17 protein-coding genes are annotated in these 20,346 nt (G+C 67.8%); 9 read left to right on the top strand and 8 right to left on the bottom strand.

All coding sequences use genetic code 11. The features are described 5' to 3' along the window. Positions 1 to 68 precede the first annotated feature (68 nt). The 6 genes from ACYAF3_RS29570 (at position 69) to ACYAF3_RS29545 (ending at position 7,537) form a co-directional block, all read left to right on the top strand. Positions 69 to 2,267 (top strand): TonB-dependent receptor, encoded by a 2,199-nt coding sequence (locus tag ACYAF3_RS29570; protein WP_003082728.1) that lies wholly within the window; start codon positions 69 to 71, stop codon positions 2,265 to 2,267. A gap of 128 nt (positions 2,268 to 2,395) precedes the next feature. Next, positions 2,396 to 2,728 (top strand): ElaB/YgaM/YqjD family protein, encoded by a 333-nt coding sequence (locus ACYAF3_RS29565; protein ID WP_003082731.1) that lies wholly within the window; start codon positions 2,396 to 2,398, stop codon positions 2,726 to 2,728. Positions 2,729 to 2,787: 59 nt separating this feature from the next. Beyond that, complete coding sequence (locus ACYAF3_RS29560; RefSeq protein WP_003123080.1) at positions 2,788 to 3,300, top strand: hypothetical protein; 513 nt, start codon at positions 2,788 to 2,790, stop codon at positions 3,298 to 3,300. A gap of 265 nt (positions 3,301 to 3,565) precedes the next feature. Continuing rightward, on the top strand, positions 3,566 to 3,973 hold the full coding sequence (locus ACYAF3_RS29555; protein ID WP_003082737.1) for a YybH family protein: 408 nt from the start codon (positions 3,566 to 3,568) through the stop codon (positions 3,971 to 3,973). Beyond that, positions 3,970 to 5,517: a threonine ammonia-lyase, biosynthetic gene (gene ilvA, locus ACYAF3_RS29550; RefSeq protein WP_003159875.1), complete on the top strand. Its 1,548-nt coding sequence runs from the start codon at positions 3,970 to 3,972 to the stop codon at positions 5,515 to 5,517. Before ACYAF3_RS29555 ends, ilvA begins: the two co-directional genes overlap by 4 nt. Before the next feature lie 91 nt (positions 5,518 to 5,608). Then, positions 5,609 to 7,537: a DNA/RNA non-specific endonuclease gene (locus ACYAF3_RS29545; protein ID WP_031756150.1), complete on the top strand. Its 1,929-nt coding sequence runs from the start codon at positions 5,609 to 5,611 to the stop codon at positions 7,535 to 7,537. Positions 7,538 to 7,540: 3 nt separating this feature from the next. On the opposite strand, the gene ACYAF3_RS29540 is transcribed toward ACYAF3_RS29545, so the two are convergent. Further along, positions 7,541 to 8,449, bottom strand: coding sequence for a LysR family transcriptional regulator (locus ACYAF3_RS29540; RefSeq protein WP_003123074.1), 909 nt, complete (start codon positions 8,447 to 8,449; stop codon positions 7,541 to 7,543). An 84-nt stretch (positions 8,450 to 8,533) separates the two neighbouring features. Between ACYAF3_RS29540 and ACYAF3_RS29535 the strand changes: the two genes are divergently transcribed. After that, entirely contained in the window at positions 8,534 to 8,965 is a 432-nt protein-coding gene (locus tag ACYAF3_RS29535; protein WP_003082743.1) for a GlcG/HbpS family heme-binding protein, read from the top strand. A gap of 5 nt (positions 8,966 to 8,970) precedes the next feature. After that, on the top strand, positions 8,971 to 9,750 hold the full coding sequence (locus tag ACYAF3_RS29530; protein ID WP_088002649.1) for an SDR family oxidoreductase: 780 nt from the start codon (positions 8,971 to 8,973) through the stop codon (positions 9,748 to 9,750). Between the two features lie 55 nt (positions 9,751 to 9,805). On the opposite strand, the gene ACYAF3_RS29525 is transcribed toward ACYAF3_RS29530, so the two are convergent. Next, positions 9,806 to 11,353, bottom strand: coding sequence for a TerC family protein (locus tag ACYAF3_RS29525; protein WP_003082751.1), 1,548 nt, complete (start codon positions 11,351 to 11,353; stop codon positions 9,806 to 9,808). A 325-nt stretch (positions 11,354 to 11,678) separates the two neighbouring features. Between ACYAF3_RS29525 and ACYAF3_RS29520 the strand changes: the two genes are divergently transcribed. After that, positions 11,679 to 12,302: a class I SAM-dependent DNA methyltransferase gene (locus ACYAF3_RS29520; RefSeq protein WP_033992298.1), complete on the top strand. Its 624-nt coding sequence runs from the start codon at positions 11,679 to 11,681 to the stop codon at positions 12,300 to 12,302. A gap of 5 nt (positions 12,303 to 12,307) precedes the next feature. Here ACYAF3_RS29520 and ACYAF3_RS29515 read toward each other — a convergent pair whose 3' ends face one another. From ACYAF3_RS29515 to ggt, 6 genes are all read right to left on the bottom strand, one after another. Beyond that, complete coding sequence (locus ACYAF3_RS29515) at positions 12,308 to 12,514, bottom strand: hypothetical protein (RefSeq protein WP_003086874.1); 207 nt, start codon at positions 12,512 to 12,514, stop codon at positions 12,308 to 12,310. 194 nt (positions 12,515 to 12,708) lie between these two features. Beyond that, a complete protein-coding gene (locus ACYAF3_RS29510) occupies positions 12,709 to 13,821 on the bottom strand; it encodes an alkene reductase (RefSeq protein ID WP_014603102.1) in 1,113 nt (370 codons plus the stop codon). A gap of 307 nt (positions 13,822 to 14,128) precedes the next feature. Beyond that, a complete protein-coding gene (gene aauR, locus ACYAF3_RS29505; RefSeq protein ID WP_003123072.1) occupies positions 14,129 to 15,406 on the bottom strand; it encodes a two-component response regulator AauR in 1,278 nt (425 codons plus the stop codon). Between the two features lie 44 nt (positions 15,407 to 15,450). Then, positions 15,451 to 17,352 carry a sensor histidine kinase gene (locus ACYAF3_RS29500; protein ID WP_116680143.1) on the bottom strand — a complete coding sequence of 634 codons (1,902 nt, stop codon included), beginning with the start codon at positions 17,350 to 17,352 and terminating at the stop codon, positions 15,451 to 15,453. 95 nt (positions 17,353 to 17,447) lie between these two features. Next, positions 17,448 to 18,536 (bottom strand): asparaginase, encoded by a 1,089-nt coding sequence (locus ACYAF3_RS29495; protein ID WP_003104093.1) that lies wholly within the window; start codon positions 18,534 to 18,536, stop codon positions 17,448 to 17,450. A gap of 85 nt (positions 18,537 to 18,621) precedes the next feature. Further along, complete coding sequence (gene ggt, locus ACYAF3_RS29490) at positions 18,622 to 20,295, bottom strand: gamma-glutamyltransferase (RefSeq protein WP_003082758.1); 1,674 nt, start codon at positions 20,293 to 20,295, stop codon at positions 18,622 to 18,624. Between the last annotated feature and the right edge of the window lie 51 nt (positions 20,296 to 20,346).

The following is a 20,346-nucleotide window of genomic DNA, read 5'->3' as shown; positions in this document are numbered from 1 at the left end:
CGGCTTGTGAAAAAAACCCTCCATCAATCAAATGCCAATGATTCTCAATAACCAAGATGGAGTACTTCATGGATCGTCGCAACGAGCCGTCCCCCTTGCCCACCAAACGCCCGCTGGCGCCGCTGATGCTGTTGATGGCCGCCTGCTCCTCGCCGGCCCTGGCCGAGGACGCGGCGCGCAAGGACGATCCCCTGGAACTGGGAGCCGACACGGTCACCGGCGAGCAGGCGTCGTCCAGGGTCGAACGCTCGGCCTCGGCCAAGTACGCCGTGCCGCTGCTGGATACCCCGCAGACCGTCACGGTGGTGCCGCAAAAGGTGATCCAGGAGCAGAACGCCCTGAGCCTGCGCCAGGTGCTGTCCAACGTCTCCGGCATCACCTTCAACGCCGGCGAGGGCGGCGGCGGTTCCGGCGACAGCATCAACATCCGCGGCTTCAGCGCCAACGCCAACATGCAGGTGGACGGGCTGCGCGACAGCGCCCAGACCAGCCGCAGCGACCTGTTCAACCTGGAGGCGGTGGAAGTGATCAAGGGACCGAACTCGGTGTTCGGCGGCGCCGGCACCAGCGGCGGCAGCATCAACATGGTCAGCAAGCAGCCCAAGGCCGAAGCCTTCACCCACCTGGGCGCCGGACTGGGCACGGACCGCTACCGGCGCCTGACCCTGGACACCAACCAGCCGCTGGAAGGGCTTGGCGAATCGACCGCCTTCCGCCTCAACCTCATGGCCCACCACAACGACGTCGCCGGGCGCGAACAGATCGACAAGCAGCGCTGGGGCATCGCGCCATCCCTGACCTTCGGCCTGGACACCCCGACCCGCCTGACCCTGAGCTACTTCCACCAGCGCGACGACAACCTTCCCGACTATGGCGTGCCGGCGCTGAACGGGCGCAAGCTGGACGGCGTCAGCCGCCACGATTATTTTGGCTGGCGCAACCTGGACGAGGAACGGATCGACAACGACGTCGCCACCCTCAAGCTCGAACACGATTTCAGCGACGACTTCCAGTTGCAGAACCTCATCCGCTATTCCCACCTGCATCGGGACACGGTGATCTCCGCCTCCCACGTCAACCAGAAGGGCCTGCCGCCGGGTCGCTACCTGCCGGCGGGACCGCAAGCCTATGGGCGCGATTCGAAGACGCGGATGTGGATCAACCAGACCAACCTCACCGGCCGCTTCGACACCTTCGGCCTGGCGCATACGCTGATCGGCGGCTTCGAGCTGTCCCGCGAGACCTACGACCGCACCACCTACTCCTACAACCTGGGCAAGTTCTACCCGGCCAACGGCTTCGACCTGCACAACCCGCCGGGCTACTGGAACGGCCCCACCGACAAGCGCGACAGCGCGCGCAACCGGACCGAACTGGAGGTCAAGGCGCTGTACGCCTTCGACACCATCGCCCTGGACGAGCGCTGGGACCTCAGCCTGGGCCTGCGCTACGACTGGATCGACGGCACCTCGCGGAGCACGCCCTCAGGCAAGCCGACGGTGCGCGCCGACAGTTCCGACGGCAAGCTGAGCACACGGGCGGGGCTGGTATTCAAGCCGCTGGAGAACGGGCGGGTGTACTTCTCCTACGGCACCTCCTTCAACCCCTCGGCGGAACACCTGGTCACCACCGGCTCGGGCGTGACCGAGGCGACCGGAGGCCTGGCGCCGGAGAAGAACAGCACCTACGAGCTGGGCACCAAGTGGGAGTTCCTCGGACGGCGCCTGGAGCTGGACGCGGCGCTGTTCCAGGTGAAGAAGGAGGACGCTCGCGAACGCCTGGCCGACGGCAGCTACGTGCTTGCCGGCGAACAGCGCGTGCGTGGCCTGGAGCTGAGCGCCAGCGGCAAGCTGAACGAGCACTGGGACCTCTTCGCCACCTACACCTACCTCGACAGCGAAACCCTGAAATCCAGCAACCCGCAGCGTGAGGGACAGGCCCTGGGCAATACCCCGCCGCGCTCGTTGAGCCTCTGGAGCACCTACGAACTGCCCGAGGGCGTGACCCTGGGCTATGGCGCACGCTACGTCAGCCAGCGCAACGTCACCTCGGTGGACAACGGCAAGCTGGATGCCTACTGGGTGCACAACATGATGCTCGGCTACCAGGCGACGCGCGACCTGAAACTGCAACTCAACCTCGACAACCTGTTCGACAAGGCCTACGTCGAGCGGGTGCGCCAGGTGTACGGCAACCAGTCGCGCTCCTCGGCCATCGAGTACGGCGACGGTCGCACGGCGATTCTTTCGGCGATCTACGCGTTCTGACGGCAGGCAGGCCACGGAAGCCGGCGCCCACTGCCTGGGCGTCGGTTCTTCCCGGCGATTTCCTCTGAACTTTTTCACTGCGGCGCCTATCAACTCCTTTGCAAGTCATTTTTCAGGGAGCCTCTTCGATGGCACGCAAGAACGCAGTGAAAGACAACCTCGAGCAGATCCAGCACCAGAGCTACAGCGAGCTGCAGGAACTGCTCTCCGAAGCCAACAGCATGCTCGCCGACAGCGCCGCCTTCGCCGGCGACAAGGCCGATAGCGCCCGTGCGCGGATCGGCGCGCTGCTGGAGAAGGCCAACGATGCCCTCGGCAAGGGCGGTAGCGCCGTGGCCGAACGCAGCCGCCACGCGGTGGATGCGACGGAAAGCTATATCGGCGCCAATCCCTGGCAGACCGTGGCCATCACCACCGCGGTGGGCCTGCTCGCCGGCTTCCTGCTCGGGCGTCGCTCCTGAGCACGCGGTCGGTGCCGCACAACGGACTCGTTACCTTCGCTTGAAAAAAGGAATTGCCCATGCTTTCGATCAAGAAGAACCTCGGCCTCCTGGCCATGACCGCGGCCCTGGCGGCCTGCGCCTCCAACCCCAACGACCTGCCGGATTTCCCGGAGCATGAATACGCGGCGACCCAGCAGGTGGGCGAGGGCGTGATCAACGGCGACCTGTACCTGACCAGTGCGTCGGGTGCGATCCAGAAGGGGACCAACACCAAGGTCACCCTGGAGCCTGCGACCAGCTACATGAAGGCCTACTACGCGAAGTTCGGCAACCTCGATGCCGCCAAGCGCGATCCCGACGTGCAACCGCCGGTGCTCGACCCGCGACGCGCCACCTACGTGCGCGAGGCGACCACCGACCAGAACGGTCGCTTCGACTTCGACCACATCCCCAACGGCACCTACTACATTTCCAGCGAGCTGACTTGGAGCGCCCAGAGCGATGGCAAGACCATCACCGAGGGCGGCACCGTCACCAAGCTGGTCACCGTGAGCGGCTCGCAGCCGCAGAAGGTGCTGCTGACCCGCTGACCTCCGGCGGTGTTCGGCCAAAACGGCAAGCCCCTGCCATCGCGGCAGGGGCTTTTTCCTGCCGGCGCGGCCGGACCGCTTGACAGCCAACGGGCCTGCGCCGTAGTTTCGATACCCATGACCTTCGCGACCCTGCTTACCCGCCGCAGCATTATTACCGCCATTCCAGCTATGGCGGGTTAGCCAGCGTCCACTCCGAACCCGCCCTCGAGGCGGGTTCTTCGTTCTGTCTCCTGGGCCAAAACCACCGAACCGGGAGAACAGCATGCAGCACCAGACCCTCCAGAACCTCGTTGGCCGGGCCGACGCCCTGATCAATGCCGGGCAGTTCGATGCCCTGATGGATTTCTACTGCGACGACGCCACCCTGGTGGTCAAGCCGGGCCTCAACGCCTGCGGCAAGGCGCAGATCCGCCAGGCGTTCGACGCCATCGCCCGGCACTTCGAGCACAGCCTGCGAGTGCGCCAGCACGACCTACGGGTGATCGAGGCGGGAGATACGGCGCTGGTCATGGCCGAGGCGGTGATCGAGTCGAAGGCCGGACGCCTGCAACGTCGGGCCACCTACGTGTTCCGCCAGGAGGCCGATGGCCAGTGGCGCTGCGCGGTGGACAACTCCTACGGCACCGACCTGCTGGCCTCGGTGGCGGCGAGCGCGGAGGCCAGCCGATGAGCGCCTCGACCCTCAGCGCAAGCAAACCCCTGCTGGCCGGCTACGTGGAAAGCATCCTGGCCGCGCCGGTGTACGACGTCGCCGTGGAAACCCCCTTGCAGGTCGCGCCGCAGTTGTCCCAGCGCCTGGGCAACCGGGTGCTGCTCAAGCGCGAGGACCTGCAGCCGGTGTTCTCCTTCAAGATCCGCGGCGCCTACACCCGTGTCGCGCGCCTGAGCGACGAGCAGAAGGCTCGCGGGGTGATCACCGCCTCCGCCGGCAACCATGCCCAGGGCCTGGCCCTGGCGGCGCAGCGCCTGGGCGTGCGGGCGGTGATCGTGATGCCGCGCACCACTCCCGAGCTCAAGGTCAAGGGCGTGCTGGCGCGCGGCGGCGAGGCGTTGCTGCACGGCGACGCCTTCCCCGATGCGCTGGCCCATGCCCTGCAACTGGCCGAGCGCGAAGGCATGACCTTCGTCCCACCCTACGACGATCCGGACGTGATCGCCGGACAGGGCACGGTGGCGATGGAGATCCTCCGCCAGCACAGCGGCCGCCTCGACGCGATCTTCGTGCCGGTCGGCGGCGGCAGCCTGATCGCCGGGATCGCCGCCTACGTCAAGCACCTGCGTCCGGATATTCGCGTGATCGGCGTCGAGCCGGAGGATTCCAACTGCCTGCAGGCGGCGCTGGCCGCCGGCGAACGGGTGGTGCTGGGCCAGGTCGGGCTGTTCGCCGACGGGGTGGCGGTGGCGCAGATCGGCGCTTGCAACTTCGAGGTCTGCAAGGACCATGTCGACGAGGTGATCACCGTCGGCAGCGACGAAATCTGCGCGGCGATCAAGGACATCTACGACGACACCCGTTCGATCACCGAGCCGGCCGGCGCCCTGGCCGTAGCGGGGATCAAGAAGTACGTGGCCCGCGAACGCACCGAGGGGCAGACCCTGGTGGCCATCGACTCCGGTGCCAACATCAACTTCGACCGCCTGCGCCACGTTGCCGAGCGCGCCGAACTGGGCGAACAGCGCGAAGCGATCATCGCCGTCACCGTGGCCGAGCGGCCGGGCAGCTTCAAGGCCTTCTGCGCGGCGCTGGGCCGGCGCCAGATCACCGAGTTCAACTACCGCTACCACAGCGACCGCCAGGCCCACCTGTTCGTCGGCGTGCAGACCCATCCGCTCATCGACAGCCGCGCCGACCTGCTCGCCGGCCTGCGCGAGCAGGGCTTCCCGGTACTCGACCTGACCGACAACGAGATGGCCAAGCTGCACATCCGCCACATGGTCGGCGGCCACGGTACCGAGGTGCGCCGCGAGCGGCTGTTCCGCTTCGAGTTTCCCGAACGCCCCGGGGCCTTGCTGAACTTCCTCGACAAGCTCGGCTCGCGCTGGAACATCAGCCTGTTCCACTACCGCAACCACGGCGCCGCCGACGGTCGGGTGCTGGCCGGATTGCAGGTGCCGGACGAGGAGCGCGGCGAGCTGGAGGCGGCGTTGCAAGCCATCGGCTATCCGTACTGGGAGGAAACCCACAACCCGGCCTACCGGCTGTTCGCCGGTTGAGCTGCGCGGCGGTGCGCCAGCGGGACATGGCCCTGTCATGTCCCTCGGCTAGACTCCTGCCTGGGATATCCGCCCAGCGAGGGACATGGCCATGCGCAAGCGCAACCCCCGGCGGGCCACGCCGGAAGAACTGCGGGTCTGCTCGGTACTGAAGGAAAAGGGCACCCGCGAGGAACTCGCCCACCTCGCCGCCCGCGGTGAGTGGAGCAACGTGCCGGCGTACAACGCCAGCCGCGAGCAGATCGCCGACCACCTGGGCAAGAGCGTGTCGCCGGAATCCGACGCCTCGTTCTTCGACTCGCGGCGCTTCAGCGAGGCGATCGTCCTGCTCAAGAGCCGGCCGGTGCTGCTGGTGAAGAACGGTATCTTCGACGAAGCGCCGCTGGCCGGCCTGGAGCAGCGCCTGAAGAAGCATCGCGCCGCGCTGGCCACGCCGATCCGCTCGGTCGGTCGGCTGGAACTGATCGACCACGACAGCATGGACTGGTGCGGTACCGGCTGGCGCATCGAGGACGACCTGATCGTCACCAACCGGCATGTCGCCAGCCTGTTCGCCGAGCGCCAGGGCAGCCTGTTCCGCTTCCGTCTCAACCAGGCCGGCAAGCAGGTGCGCACCCGCGTGGACTTCCGCGAGGAATACCGCCAGCCGGAAAGCGACGAGCATGTGATCGCGCGGGTCCTGTGGATCGCCCCGGACGTCTCCGAGGCGCCGGACATGGCGATCCTCCAGGTAGTGAAGGGCGACCTGCTGCCGCCGCCGCTGGTCCTCGCGCGCCAGGATGCCGAGCCGCGCCAGGCGGTGGCGGTGGTCGGCTATCCGGCGCGCGACAGCCGCAACGACGCCGGGGCGATGGAAGATATCTTCGGCAACATCTACGACGTCAAGCGCTTCGCTCCCGGCGAAGTCGTGGGATTGCCCCATGACGCCTGGTACCTGACCCACGACTGCTCGACCCTGGGCGGCAATTCCGGCTCGGCGGTGCTTTCGATCGACGGCGGCGAGGTGGTCGGCCTGCACTTCGGCGGCCAGTTCCGCAAGACCAACTATGCGGTGAAGGCCAGCGTGATCCGCAGCCTGCTGGCGCGTCGCGCCTGGGTGCCGGTGGCCGGGGCGGAGCTGAAGCGCGGCGTGCCGCGCTTCCAGGAAAAGCAGCGCAGCGTCACCGACCTGGCCGAGCGCAAGGGTTTCGACGAGGCCTTCCTCGGGCCGAAGGCGGCCTTGCCCAAGCCGGGCAAGAGCCACCAGGTGCTGCCGGTGGGCAAGGGCACGCGCCTGGACTATCTGCATTTCTCGGTGGTGATGAGCGCCAGCCGGCGCTTGCCGATCCTCACCGCGGTGAATATCGACGGCGCGCTCAAGCGTTCGCTCAAGCGCAAGGATTCCTGGGGCTTCGACCCGCGCATCGAGGCGGCCGCGCAGGTCGGACACAAGGACTTCTACGGCCCGGCTTCGTTCGACAAGGGCCACATGGTGCGTCGCGAGGATCCCGGCTGGGGCGACAGCGATGCCGTCGCCCGGCAGGCTGAGGACGACACCTTCGTCTACACCAACGCGGTGCCCCAGGTGGCGCAGCTCAACCAGCGCAGCTGGCTGTCGCTGGAGGACTACGTGCTGCAGAACGCCAGGAGCGAGGGCTTCCGCATCTCGGTGTTCACCGGCCCGGTGTTCCGCGACGACGATCCGCTCTACCAGGGCGTGCAGGTGCCGCTGGAGTTCTGGAAGGTGGTGGCGATGATCGACGCCGACAGCGGCGAACTGGGAGTGTCCGCCTACCTGCTGGGGCAGGAAGGGATGATGCCCAGCGAAGGCTTCCGCTACGGTGCGTTCAAGACCTACCAAGTGCCGTTGGCGAAGGTCGAGGCCAGCGCCGACCTGCGTTTCTCCAGCGCCCTGCGCAAGGCCGACGTGCTCGCCGGCACGCCGCTGGAGGAGGCGCTGGAAAGCGGTCGCTTCATCGAGATCGACGGACCGGACGACCTCCTGCTGAGCCGGCCGGGGCCGGCCGGCAAGGGCCGCTGAGGTTCAGGCCGGCTGCCGCCACTCGCGTAGCAGTTCGATGAAGGCGCGCAGCTTGGCCGGTACGTGGCGGCGGTTCAGGTAATACAGCCACATCGGCGGCAGCGGCAGGCAACTGCCAGGCAGCACTTCCACCAGGCGCCCGGCGGCGAGGTCCGCGGCGACCCGCTCGCGGATGAATGCCTGGGCGATCCCTGCGCCGGCGCGGGCCGCCTCGATGATCGCCTCGGTGTCGGTGCTGACGAAGCGTGCCGGCAGGTCCACTTCCAGTTCCCGCCCGTCTTCCTGCAAGCGCCACTTGTGCAGGCGGCCGCTGCGCGGGAAACGGAAGCGCACGGCGGCATGCCCATCGAGGTCGGCGACGCTGGCCGGCGTACCGTACTCGGCGAGGTAGGCCGGAGTGGCCACCAGCAGGCACGCCAGCGGCGCTGTCAGTTGCACCCCGACCATGCCCGGCTGCAGGGCGTCGGCCAGGCGGATGCCGGCATCCAGTCGTTCCCTGACGATATCCACCAACTGGTCCTCGTAGCGGATCTCCAGTTGTACCTTCGGGTAGCGTCGCACGAACTCGTTGAGCATCGGTGCGATCACCAGGTTCTTCGCCAGGTGCAGGGCGCTGATGCGCAGCTGCCCGGAGGGTTCCGCGAGGCTTTCGCCGAGCGCTTCGCGGGCGCGCACCAGGTCGCGGTAGGGCTGTTCGGTCTGTTCGTGGTAGCGCTGCCCGGCCTCGCTCAGGCTGACCCCGCGGGTGGTGCGGTGGAACAGCTTGAGACGCAGCTCGGCTTCCAGTTGGTTGATCGCCTGGCTCACCGCTGCCGGCGTCACCCCGAGCAGGGCGGCGGCGCGGGTGAAGCTGCCGGTGTCGGCGACCTGCCTGAAGACATGCAGGCCGGCGAGGGGATCGCGTCGATTCATTGTTAGAAAAACTTGAAAGTCTACGTAGGAGAAGGCCGGTTCTGTTAAAGCTTCGACCTTTCTAGACTGGCCCGCAAGCACTCGATGAGGACGCCGGCCATGTCTACCCACCTGTCTCTGCAACATGCCCAACGCTGCATCGCGGCGGCCATTGCCGAAGCGCAGCGGCAGCGCCTGGCGGTCTGCGTCGCGGTGGTCGACGCCCATGCCAACCTGCTGGCGTTCGTACGGATGGACGACAGCGTTCCCGGTGCCATCGACCTGGCCCAGCGCAAGGCGCGCAGCGCCGCGCTGTTCCGCCTGCCCAGCGGCGAGCTGGGCCGACTCGCCGGGCCGGGCCAGCCGTTGTGGAGCATCGAGCAGAGCAACGGCGGGCTGGCCTGCTTCGCCGGCGGCATGCCGCTGGGCGATGCCGGCGGTTCCTGCCTGGGTGGCGTCGGCGTCTCCGGCGCCAGCGCGGCCCAGGACCAATCCATCGCCGAGGCCGCCGTGGCCATGGCAACAATCCAGAGGTAATCGAGATGAAACAGAAGCGAATCCTGGTGACCGGGGCCGGCAGCGGCTTCGGTCGGGAAGTGGCGTTGCGCCTGGCCGCCCGCGGCCATCGGACGATCGCCGGCGTGCGCGGCGCCGGGCAGGCCGCCGACCTGCGCGAAGAGGCCGGGCGGCGTGGCGTTCCGCTGCGGGTGGAAACCCTCGACATCACCGTCGCCGCCGATCGCGAACGCGCCTGGGAATGGGATATCGACGTGCTGCTGAACAACGCCGGCAGCGCCGAGGCCGGGGCCAGCGCGGAGATCCCGCTGGAACTGGTGCGCGCGCTGTTCGAGACCAACGTGTTCGCCAACCTGGAACTGACCCAGGGTTTCGTCCGGCGCATGGTCGAGCAGAAGCGTGGCGGCAAGGTGCTCTTCGTGTCGTCCATCGCCGGCCTGATCACCGGACCCTATACCGGCCCCTACTGCGCCTCCAAGCATGCCCTGGAGTCCTTCGCCGAGGCCCTGCATGCCGAACTGAAGCCGTTCGGCATCCAGGTTGGCACCATCAATCCCGGCCCGTACCAGACCGGCTTCAACGATCGCATGATGGAAACCTGGAAACGCTGGTACGACCCGCAGCGCCACTTCACCGACCACAGCGGCGTGCGCTTTCCCTTCGAGCAGTACGATCCGGAGGAAATGATCGCGCGGATGGTCGAGCTGGCCGAGGCTGACGAAGGCCCGTTCCGCACCCTGTTGCCGCAAGCTTTCGTCGAGGTGGTGAAGGACGAGCAGGCGCAGGCCTGGCAGCGCCGCCTGTAGCGGTCTGCCGCTGCGCCGGGGAGGACGGCGGCCGGATCGGCGGCCGCCGCTTCGCTCAGCCCCTGCGCAGCAGGACCCGGGTCACCCGGCGTTCTTCCACTTCCACCACCCGCAGTTCCCAGTCCTGCCACTGCAGGCGGTCGCCGATCACCGGCAGGCGGTCGAGCAGGCTCATCACCAGCCCGGCGAGGGTCTGGTAGTCCTCCGTGGCGCGCGCGTCGAACCCCACGCGTCGACGCACCTGGCTGAGGTTCATGGCACCGCTGACCAGGTAGCCGTCGTTCTCCTCGACCACGTCCGGACCGTCGATCTCGCTGGCGTCGGGCAGCTCGCCGGCGATGGATTCGAGAATGTCGGTCAGGGTCAGCAGGCCGATGAACTCGCCGAACTCGTTGACCACGAAGGCCACGTGGGTCGAGGCCTCGCGCATCTGCTCCAGGGCGTTGAGGATCGAGCAGTCCTGCAACAGGTTGAGCGGCTGGCGGGCCAGGCTTTCCAGGTCCGGCTGGGCGCCGGCGAGCAGCTCCTTGAGCAGTTCCTTCTTGTGCACGTAGCCCAGCGGCTCCTCGACGCGCCCGTCGCGCACCAGCGGCAGGCGCGAGTAGGACGATTCGAGCAGCGCCGCGCGGATCGCCTCGCGGCCGCTGTCGAGGTCGATGCAGTCGACCTCGGCGCGTACCGTCATCAGGCTGCGGATGGGCTTCTCGGCCAATTGCAGCACGCCGCTGATCATCACCCGCTCGCGGCGGTCGAAGACCACCTGGTCGTCGCCCTCCTCGAACAGGTCGGCGACTTCCTCGCCGACCTCGTCGGCCTCCAGGCGCTGGCCGCCGAGCAGGCGCAGCACCGCATGGGCGGTACGCGCGCGCAGCGGGCGGTGGCCCTGCAGGCTCTTCTTGCGGCGCTTGCGGGCGACCTGGTTGAACACCTCGATGAGGATCGAGAAGCCGATGGCCGCGTACAGGTAGCCTTTCGGGATATGGAAGCCCAGGCCCTCGGCGGTCAGGCTGAAGCCGATCATCATCAGGAAGCCCAGGCACAGCATGATCACCGTCGGGTGACGATTGACGAAGCGGGTCAGCGGCTTGCTGGCGACGATCATCAGGCCGATGGAGACGATCACCGCGATCATCATCACTTCCAGGTGCTCGACCATGCCCACCGCGGTGATCACCGCGTCGAGCGAGAACACCGCGTCGAGCACCACGATCTGCGCGACGATCGGCCAGAACAGCGCGTAGGTCTTGTTGCCGGCGTGCTGGGCGACATGGCCTTCGAGGCGTTCGTGCAGCTCCATGGTGGCCTTGAACAGCAGGAACACGCCACCGAACAGCATGATCAGGTCGCGGCCGGAGAAGCTCTTGCCGAATACCTCGAACAGCGGCTCGGTGAGGGTCACCATCCACGAGATGCTCGCCAGCAGGCCCAGGCGCATCAGCAGCGCCAGCGACAGGCCGAGGACCCGGGCGCGGTCGCGCAGGTGCGGCGGCAGCTTGTCGGCGAGGATCGCGATGAACACTAGGTTGTCGATGCCGAGGACGATCTCCAGCACGATCAGGGTCGCCAGGCCGAGCCAGGCAGTCGGGTCAGCTATCCATTCCATGTGCGCTTACCTCCCGGTCCGGCTGGCCGTCGCGCTGGCGCGACGCTGCACGGCGCGGCTGCGGCAGCCGGCGGTGACGGAGGGGGACGAGGCGAGGGATTCGGCGTCGAGGGGCGGACGCAGGTGGCGAAGGCGAAGCGGGGAGGGTTGTCCGGAAGGACGACTGGGGGGCTCCGAAAGGGTGGTCATGATGGCCATTGAGAGTCAAAGGGAAGTCGATCCTACTGTGTCGCGGGCTCTCGCCACAGCGGGAAACTATTACAAAACCTTAGGCGAAACCCGTGCCGGCGCTAGACTGGGCAGAACCCCGCCACTGCGAGCAGACATGAGCACCGAGGATTTCGACGCGATCACCGCCACCACCCTGGCCGACTACCAGCGCAACGCCGAAGGCTTCCGCGAGGGCACCCGAGGCCATGACGTGAGCCAGAACGTCGAGGCGCTGCTGCGCCAAATCGACGGGCCGCCGCCGTACCGGATCCTCGATTTCGGCTGCGGTCCCGGGCGCGACCTGGCCACCTTCCGCCGCCTCGGCCACCAGCCGGTGGGACTCGAAGGCACGCCGCGCTTCGTCGAGATGGCCAGGGCCGACAGCGGTTGCGAGGTATGGCAACAGAATTTCCTGGCGCTGCGACTGCCGGCTGGGCACTTCGACGGCATCTTCGCCAACGCCAGCCTGTTCCATGTGCCCGGCAGCGCCTTGCCGCGGGTGCTCGGCGAACTCTTCGAAGCGCTGCGACCGGGCGGCGTGCTGTTCAGCTCTAACCCGCGCGGCGACAACCGCGAGGGCTGGAATGGCCAACGCTACGGTGCCCACCACGATTACCCGGCCTGGAAACGCCTACTGGAGGAAGCCGGTTTCGTCGAGCTGGAGCACTACTACCGGCCGCCGGGCCTGCCGCGCGAGCAGCAGCCCTGGTTGGCGAGCGTCTGGCGGCGCCCCGTCTGAAGGCGCTAGAGGGTCTGCCGGTGCGGCGTGCCGAGCACGCTGCGGTACTGGTCGAGGCGCTTCGGCGAGAGGTCGCTGCGTTCCAGGCTGTCGAGGGCGTAGGACTTGATCTCGGCGTCGCTGTAGGGGCGCTCGACGCTGCGCGGCGGGTTGGCGCAACCGGCCAGGACGACCAGGCTGGCGGCCAGGGAGACGATCAGGGACTTGCTCATGGCGGATTCCTCGAAATGTTCCTCGATGCTATCGGTGGTCCCCCCTGTCCAGGAAATCAGGCCTATTAATAATGAATATCTGGCGAATTGAGTCTAGGTCCCGCCAGCCGTGGGTTCTAGTCGACCAAAGGCGAGGTTGTGGCGGCATGTTTCGCCAACCGGCCGCGCGCTCGCGGTCCGGTCGGCTAGGGGGTTCAACCGGCCGCCTGCGGCAGGCTCGGGTAGTCGGTGTAGCCGGCGGCGCCGCCACCGAAGTAGGTCGAGCGGTCGCCGTCGGCCAGCGCCAGGTCGTGCTCCAGGCGGTAGGGCAGGTCGGGGTTGGCGATGAACGGCCGGCCGAAGCCGATCAGGTCGGCCCAGCCCCTGGCCAGGGCTTCCTCGGCGCGCGCCTTGGTGTACATGCCGGAGTAGATCAGGCTGCCACGGTAGACGATGCGCAACGCTTCCTTGAACGCCGCCGGCATGGCCGGGGCGTCTTCCCAGTCGGCCTCGGCGATGTGGATGTAGGCCACGCCGATCTCGTCCAGTAGCCGCGCCGCGGCCAGGTAGGTGGCTTGCGGGGTGTCGTCGACCGCGCCCTGCAGGGTGGTCAGCGGCGCCAGGCGCACGCCGATGCGCTCCCTGCCGACCACCGCGGTGACCGCCTCGGCGACTTCGCGGAGGAAGCGCAGGCGGTTCTCCAGCGAGCCGCCGTATTGGTCGTTGCGCGCATTGGCCTGGGAGTCGATGAACTGGTTGATCAGGTAGCCGTTGGCGCCGTGCAGTTCGACCCCGTCGAAGCCGGCGTCGAGGGCGTTGCGTGCGGCCTGGGCATAGTCGGCGACGATCTCCCGGATTTCCTCCACTGCCAGTGCGCGCGGCGCCGAGTGCTGGACCATCTCGCCGCCGCCGGCCTGCGCTCCGCGGCCCTGGGGATCGACGAAGACCTTCACGCCTTCGGCCACCAGCGCCGAGGAGGACACCGGGGCGGCGTTGCCCGGTTGCAGCGAGGTGTGCGAGACCCTGCCGACGTGCCAGAGCTGGGCGAAGATGCGCCCGCCGGCGGCGTGCACCGCGTCGGTGACCTGGCGCCAGCCGGCGACCTGCTCGGCGCTGTGGATGCCCGGCGTCCAGGCGTAGCCCTGGCCCTGCCGGCTGATCTGGGTGCCTTCGGAAACAATCAGGCCGGCGCCGGCGCGCTGGCTGTAGTACTCGGCCATCAGCGCGGTGGCGACTTCGCCACTGGCGGCGCGGGAACGGGTCATCGGCGGCATGACGATGCGATTGGGGAGGGTCAGGTGGCCAAGGGTATAGGGGCTGAACAGCATGATGGCGATCTCGCTCGTGAGGCCGGCCGCGGCGCGGCGTACTGGAAGAAGGTGGGCGCATTATTGGCGGAACGATTCGTGCGAAAAACAGCTGCCGGGGAAAATGACACTTGAGTTCAATTCATGAATGCCCGGATAGCGCGGGCGCACCGAGGGAGGAGGAATGGCCTATGACGCGCTGCGTCAGGCGGGTAGGGCGGATAACGCCCCCGGCGTTATCCGCCGAGCGGAATCGCAGGCGGGTGAGAAATGTCGGATGAAGCATCGCGCCCTGCGCCAGGTGGGCAGGGCGAAGAGGGCCCCCGGCCTATTGCAGGCCGTACTTCTTCACCTTGTCGAACAGTGTGGTCTTGGCCATGCCCAGGTCCTGGCTGGCCTGGGTCAGGTTGCCGTGGTGGCGAGCCAGGGCGTCGCCGAGCAGGGCCTTCTCGAATGCCTCCACCGCTTCGGCGAAGCGCGGGCCGCCGGTCTGTACGGCCTGGCCGCCCTTGTTGAACACCGGCAGGCCGAGGGCGAAGCGTTCGGCGACGTTGCGCAGTTCGCGTACGTTGCCCGGCCAGTCGTGGGCCATCAGGCTGGCCACGGTGGCACGGTCGAGTTCCGGCGCGGGGCGGTCGAAGCGCAGCGAGGACTGCTGGAGGAAGTGTTCGAAGAGCAGCAGGATGTCCTCGCGGCGGTCGCGCAGCGCCGGCAGTTCCAGGCTCACCACGTTGAGCCGGTAGTAGAGGTCGCTGCGGAACTGGCCGCTCTTGCCCATGGCGGCGAGGTCTGCCTTGGTCGCCGCGATCACCCGGCAGTCCACCGGGATCGACTGGTTCGAGCCGAGGCGTTCCAGGGTGTGTTCCTGCAACACCCGCAGCAGCTTGATCTGCAGGTTGACCGGCATGCTCTCGATCTCGTCGAGGAACAGCGTGCCGCCGTTGGCATGCTCGATCTTGCCGATCCGCCGCTTGTTGGCACCGGTGAAGGCGTGCGCCTCGTGGCCGAATATCTCGCTGTCGAACAGGTTCTCCGGCAGGCCGCCGCAGTTCAGCGCGACGAAGGCATGCTGGTGGCGCCGGCTATAGTCGTGGAGGCAACGCGCCACCAGCTCCTTGCCGGTGCCGGTCTCGCCGAGGATCAGCACGTTGGCCGAGGTGTCGCCGACGTTGGCGATCAGCTCGCGCAACGCCTGGATCGCCGGCGAGCGGCCGATGATCCGTTGCGCCAGGTCCTGGCGGCCGGCCAACTGGCGACGCAGCGCGCTGACCTCGCGGGCCAGCCCGCGCTGCTCCAGGGCGCGGCGGGCGACCTCGACCAGGCGTTCCGGAGAGAAGGGCTTCTCCATGAAGTCGTAGGCGCCGGCGTGCATCGCCTGTACCGCCATGGAGATGTCGCCGTGACCGGTGATCAGCACCACCGGCAGGCTCGGGTCGAGGGACTTGAGACGCTCCAGCAGGGTCAGGCCGTCGATGCCGGGCAGGCGGATGTCGCTGACGACGATGCCGGCGAAGTCGCGGTCGACCCGTTGCAGCGCCTCCTCGGCGCTGCCGACGCCGATGCAGGGGATGTCCTCCAGCTCCAGCGCCTGCTGGCAGCCGAGCAAGACATGCGGATCGTCTTCGACGATCAGGACGGAAAGCGGCTCGTTCATCGGGCGGGACTCGCAGTCGGGGAAGCGGGAACCAGGGACAGGCTCAGCTCGAAGGCGGTTCCGCCGCTTTCGGGGTGCTGCACGCTGAGGCTGCCGCCGGCGGCGGTGGCCAGGCTGGCCGAGAGGGTCAGGCCGAGGCCCAGGCCATGTTCGCCGGGCTTGGTGGTGAAGAAGGGTTCGAACAGGTGGACGCGCGCCGCCGGCGGGATACCGGGGCCGTTGTCGCGCACGCGCAGGACGTAGCGCTCCTCCTCGCGCCGGCCTTCCAGCCAGAGCTGGCGGTCGGCCTGCCCGCTCATGGCGTCGAGGGCGTTGGCCAGCAGGTTGACCAGGATCTGTTCCAGGCGGGTCTGGTCGATGCCCAGGCGCACGTCGTCGAAATGCCGGTGCAGGGTCGGCGGGTCCTGCTCCAGGCGCCCGTGCAGGATCAGCAGCGCCGCGTCCACCGCCTTGGCCAGGCTGGCCTGGCCGGCGTCGTCGCTGCGCCGGGCGAAGGCACGCAGGCTGGCGGTGATGCGGCCCATGCGGTCGACCAGTTCGTTGATGGTGGCGAGGTTGGTGCTGGCGGTCTCCAGCTTGCCGCGCTGGAGGAAGCGCACGGTGTTGCCGGACAGCGTACGCAGCGCCGCCAGCGGTTGGTTGAGTTCGTGGGCGATGCTGGTGGACATCTGCCCGATCACCGCCAGCTTGCCGGCCTGGACCAGTTCGTCCTGGGCCTTGCGCAGGGTGTCCTCGGCCTGCTGGCGCTCGTGGATCTCGGCGGTCAGGCGTGCGTTGCTGGCCTGCAGGTCGGCGGTACGTTCGGCGATCTTCACTTCCAGCTCGCCGTTGGCCCGTTGCAGCGCCTCGCGCGCGGCGAGGCGGGTGGCGAGTACCTTGCGCCGCTCGTTCCAGGCGATCAGCAGGAATGCCAGGAGGGCGAAACCGATGGCGGCCAGCATGCCGTTGCGTACCGCGTCGCGGCGCAGGTCTTCCAGCGGGCTGAGCAGGGTCAGGTTCCACGGTGTGTCGTTCAGCGCGCGGGTCTGCGCCAGGTAGGTGACCGCTTCGCCGCGCGGATGCTGCTCATCGGCGGGGAAGCTGAGCTTCTCCACACCGGCGGCCAGCGGCTCGCGCTGCAGCGGTTGCCACTCGTTCAGCGCCCACCAGTAGTACTGCATGCTGCGCGCCAGGCGCTCCTTGTCGTCGGCGCTCAGGGAGCGCACCGCCTTCAGGCGCAGGGCGGGGTTGCTGGAGAGGATGATGATGCCGTTCTCGTCGCTGACGAAGGCTTCCAGGCGCGCCTTCTCCCAGCGTTCCTCGAGGGCGTCCATCTTCACCTTGACCACCGCCACGCCGATGATCCGGCCGCCGTGGACCAGGCCGTGGGCCAGGTAGTAGCCCGGCTCGCCGCGGGTGCTGCCGATGCCGTAGAAGCGGCCCGGCTTGCCCTTCATCGCGTCCTGCCAGTAGGCGCGGAACGACAGGTCCTCGCCGAGGTAGCTGTCCGGGTCGCTCCAGTTGCTGGTGGCCAGGACCCGGCCGTTGGTGTCCAGCAGGTACACCGCGCGGCTGCCGGCGCGGCGGTTGAGGCCTTCGAGGTAGGCGTTGACCTGGTTGCGCCGGTATGGCGTCGGGTCGGTGAGCAGGTGACTGACGCTGCGCTCCAGCTCCAGCAGGCTGGGCAGGTAGGTGTACTTGCTGATCTCGCTCTCGACCGTCCGTGCATGCAGCTCCAGCTGGCGTTCGCCATTCTCGGCGAGGGCACGGATGCCGGCGCTCTCGCTGATCCGGTAGCCGCCGTAGCCGAAGCCGAGCATCAGCAGGAGCAGGGGAATGGGGAGCAGCAACTGGCGGACGAGGCGGGGCTTCACGGTCAGTGACGGAGGTACGCTGCAGGGCGGGTCGGGGGATTCCATCACAGTCGTCGCGGCTAGGCCAGCCCGCCGCCACGATGGGCGGCGGAGCGGGCGGTTTTCCGGCACGGCCGGCAGGCGGCGCCGGAAGGGTTCACTCAGTATTCCCAGAAGATCCGTTGCAGCTCCTTGCTGTCCTGGGTCTTGGTCATCGCGACCGCGGCCAGGATGCGCGCCTTCTGCGGGTTCAGGTCGTGGGCGACGATCCAGTCGTTCTTGTCGTCCGGCTGCTCGGCGTTGCGCAGGACGAAGCCGCCGGCATTGACGTGCGAGGAGCGGATGATCTGCACGCCCTGCTTGCGCAGTTCCTGCAGGGTCGGCACCACGCGCGCGGGCACCGAGCCGTTGCCGGTGCCGGCATGGATGATCGCCTTGGCGCCGGCCTGGGCCAGGGCCTTGTAGGCGGTGTCGCTGACGTTGCCGTAGCTGTAGGCGATTTCCACCGGAGCCAGCGCGGAGATCTGCTTGATGTCGAACTCGGAGTTCACCGTGTGCCGCTTCACCGGTGCGCGGAACCAGTAGCTCTTGCCCTCGACCACCATGCCCAGCGGGCCCCACGGGCTCTTGAACGCTTCGGTCTTGATGTTGACCATCTTGCTCGCGTCGCGGCCGGAGAGGATCTCGTCGTTCATGGTGATCAGCACGCCCTTGCCGCGTGCCGACTTGTCGCCGGCCACCGCCACGGCGTTGTACAGGTTGAGCATGCCGTCGGCGGACATCGCGGTGCCCGGGCGCATCGAGCCGACCACCACGATAGGCTTCTCGGTGTGCTCGACCAGGGTCAGGAAGTAGGCGGTCTCTTCCAGGGTGTCGGTACCGTGGGTGATCACGATGCCGTCGACGTCGTCGCTATCGGCCAGCTTGGCGACGGTCTTGCCCAGTTCCAGCAGGTTCTCGTTGGTGAAGCTTTCCGAGGCGATCTGGAACACCTGTTCGCCGCGGACGTTGGCGATGTCCTTGAGCTGCGGCACGCTGGCCAGCAACTGGTCGACCGGCACCTTGGCGGCGGTGTAGGTGGCGCTGTTGGCGGCGCTGGCGCCGGCGCCGGCGATGGTGCCGCCGGTGGCCAGGATGACCACGTTGGACAGTTTCTGTTGCGGTGCGACTTCCTTGGCCTGGGCGGCCTGCGGCAGCAGGAGCATCAGGGCCATAACACCGGGGGCGAACGCGTGGAGCAATGGCTTCATGGCGATATCTCGTGTCGGTAGGTTGGTAGGGTTATCGTCGTTGCACGCAATCAGGCGCGGGCGGCGTCGGCCGCCCGCCGTCCTGTCAGGGTTTCACCACCAGGCCGACGCCGCGGCCACGGGGATCGGAGGCGGTCTCCAGGGCCTTGCCGTCGACGCGGATGGCCTGGATATCGCCCATGTTCCAGCCCTGGTCCTCCAGGGTGTAGCCCATCGCCTTCAGCTCCTCGGCGACCTTGCCGGCGAGCGGCGCGTAGGCGTCGTAGTAGATCGTGTCCTTGGGCAGCAACTGGTGGTGCACGCGCTGCGCGGCCACGGCCTTCTCCAGCGGCAGGTGGAAGTCGTAGATGTTGTTCAGCACCTGGAAGATCGAGGTGAAGATCCGCGAGCCGCCGGGAGTGCCGACCACCAGGCTGACCTTGCCGTCGCGGGTGACGATGCTCGGGCTCATCGAGGAGAGCATGCGCTTGCCCGGCTCGATGGCGTTGGCGTCGCTGCCGACCACGCCGAAGGCGTTGGCCACGCCCGGTTTGGCGCTGAAGTCGTCCATCTCGTCGTTGAGCAGGAAGCCAGCGCCCTTGACCACCACGCCGCTGCCGAAGTCCCAGTTGAGGGTGTAGGTGTTGCTCACCGCGTTGCCGTCGGCGTCGACGATGGAGAAGTGCGTGGTCTGGTGCGGCTCCAGGCCGGGACGGACCTTCTCGGTCGGCGAGATCGCCGTCGGATTGACCTCGGCGGCACGCTGCTTCAGGTATGCCGGATCGGTCAGGCGCGCCTCCGGGACCTTGGAGAAGTCCGGGTCGCCGAGGTAGTCGGCGCGGTCGGCGAACACGCGTTTCTCGATCTCCGCCAGCAGGTGGATGTAGCGCGCGGAGTTCAGCTCGACGCCCTTGAAGTCGGCGGCACGGTTTTCCTTGATGCCCAGCAACTGGGCCAGGGCGATCCCGCCGGAGCTTGGCAGCGGCGCGGTATAGAGCGTGTTGCCCTGCCAGTCGACGCGCATCGGTTCGCGCCACCTGACCTTGTAGTCGGCGAGGTCCTGGTGGGTGATCAGTCCCTTGTCCTGCTGCATCTGTGCCACCAGCAGGTCGGCGGTATGGCCTTTGTAGAACTCGTCCGGGCCCTTGTCGGCGATACGCTCCAGGGTCTTCGCCAGGTCCGGCTGGAGGAACGCCTCGCCGGCCTTCATGTGGCCGAAGTAGTCGCCGAAGTTGGTCTTGCCGTTGAACAGGGCGACGGCGTCCTGGCGGTACTGGAACTGCTTGTCGGCGACCTTGAAGCCCTTTTGCGCGTAGCCGATGGCCGGGGTCAGCAGCTCGCTCCAGGGCAGCTTGCCGAACCGCTTGTGGGCTTCCCAGAGGCCCATCACGGTGCCCGGCACGCCGGCGGCCTTGGCGCCGACCAGGCTGAGGTTCTCGATCACCTCGCCCTTGTCGTCCAGGTACATGGTCTTGCTCGCGGCCTTCGGCGCCACCTCGCGGTAGTCGAGGAAGTACGGCTTGCCGTCCATGTACAGGGTCATGAAGCCGCCGCCGCCGATGTTGCCGGCCTCGGGGTAGGTGACCGCCAGGGTGAAGGCGGTGGCCACCGCGGCGTCCACCGCGTTGCCGCCGGCCTTGAGGATCTGCGCGGCGACCTTGGCGCCGTACTCGTCGGGCGCGGCGACGGCGCCGCCGTCGAGCGTGGCGGCGAAGGCCGAGGAGGATGCGGCGGCAATGGCGACGCCGAGGGACAGGGTTCTGAAGAGCACAGGTTGCATGGGCTTTCCCTATTTATTGTTATCGCAGGCGAGGGTGGAGCAGGCCCCCGC

The organism is Pseudomonas sp. TZ252, from assembly GCF_056110345.1.
This window is presented reverse-complemented; position numbering and strand designations above follow the sequence as displayed.

What these genes read in the sequence shown, in the direction of transcription:
- ACYAF3_RS29570 (WP_003082728.1), top strand. Translation starts at nt 69, where the DNA reads ATGGATCGTCGCAACGAGCCGTCCCCCTTGCCCACCAAACGCCCGCTG.
- ACYAF3_RS29565 (WP_003082731.1), top strand. Translation starts at nt 2,396, where the DNA reads ATGGCACGCAAGAACGCAGTGAAAGACAACCTCGAGCAGATCCAGCAC.
- ACYAF3_RS29560 (WP_003123080.1), top strand. Translation starts at nt 2,788, where the DNA reads ATGCTTTCGATCAAGAAGAACCTCGGCCTCCTGGCCATGACCGCGGCC.
- ACYAF3_RS29555 (WP_003082737.1), top strand. Translation starts at nt 3,566, where the DNA reads ATGCAGCACCAGACCCTCCAGAACCTCGTTGGCCGGGCCGACGCCCTG.
- ilvA (WP_003159875.1), top strand. Translation starts at nt 3,970, where the DNA reads ATGAGCGCCTCGACCCTCAGCGCAAGCAAACCCCTGCTGGCCGGCTAC.
- ACYAF3_RS29545 (WP_031756150.1), top strand. Translation starts at nt 5,609, where the DNA reads ATGCGCAAGCGCAACCCCCGGCGGGCCACGCCGGAAGAACTGCGGGTC.
- ACYAF3_RS29540 (WP_003123074.1), bottom strand. Translation starts at nt 8,449, where the DNA reads ATGAATCGACGCGATCCCCTCGCCGGCCTGCATGTCTTCAGGCAGGTC.
- ACYAF3_RS29535 (WP_003082743.1), top strand. Translation starts at nt 8,534, where the DNA reads ATGAGGACGCCGGCCATGTCTACCCACCTGTCTCTGCAACATGCCCAA.
- ACYAF3_RS29530 (WP_088002649.1), top strand. Translation starts at nt 8,971, where the DNA reads ATGAAACAGAAGCGAATCCTGGTGACCGGGGCCGGCAGCGGCTTCGGT.
- ACYAF3_RS29525 (WP_003082751.1), bottom strand. Translation starts at nt 11,353, where the DNA reads ATGGAATGGATAGCTGACCCGACTGCCTGGCTCGGCCTGGCGACCCTG.
- ACYAF3_RS29520 (WP_033992298.1), top strand. Translation starts at nt 11,679, where the DNA reads ATGAGCACCGAGGATTTCGACGCGATCACCGCCACCACCCTGGCCGAC.
- ACYAF3_RS29515 (WP_003086874.1), bottom strand. Translation starts at nt 12,514, where the DNA reads ATGAGCAAGTCCCTGATCGTCTCCCTGGCCGCCAGCCTGGTCGTCCTG.
- ACYAF3_RS29510 (WP_014603102.1), bottom strand. Translation starts at nt 13,821, where the DNA reads ATGCTGTTCAGCCCCTATACCCTTGGCCACCTGACCCTCCCCAATCGC.
- ACYAF3_RS29500 (WP_116680143.1), bottom strand. Translation starts at nt 17,352, where the DNA reads ATGGAATCCCCCGACCCGCCCTGCAGCGTACCTCCGTCACTGACCGTG.
- ACYAF3_RS29495 (WP_003104093.1), bottom strand. Translation starts at nt 18,536, where the DNA reads ATGAAGCCATTGCTCCACGCGTTCGCCCCCGGTGTTATGGCCCTGATG.
- ggt (WP_003082758.1), bottom strand. Translation starts at nt 20,295, where the DNA reads ATGCAACCTGTGCTCTTCAGAACCCTGTCCCTCGGCGTCGCCATTGCC.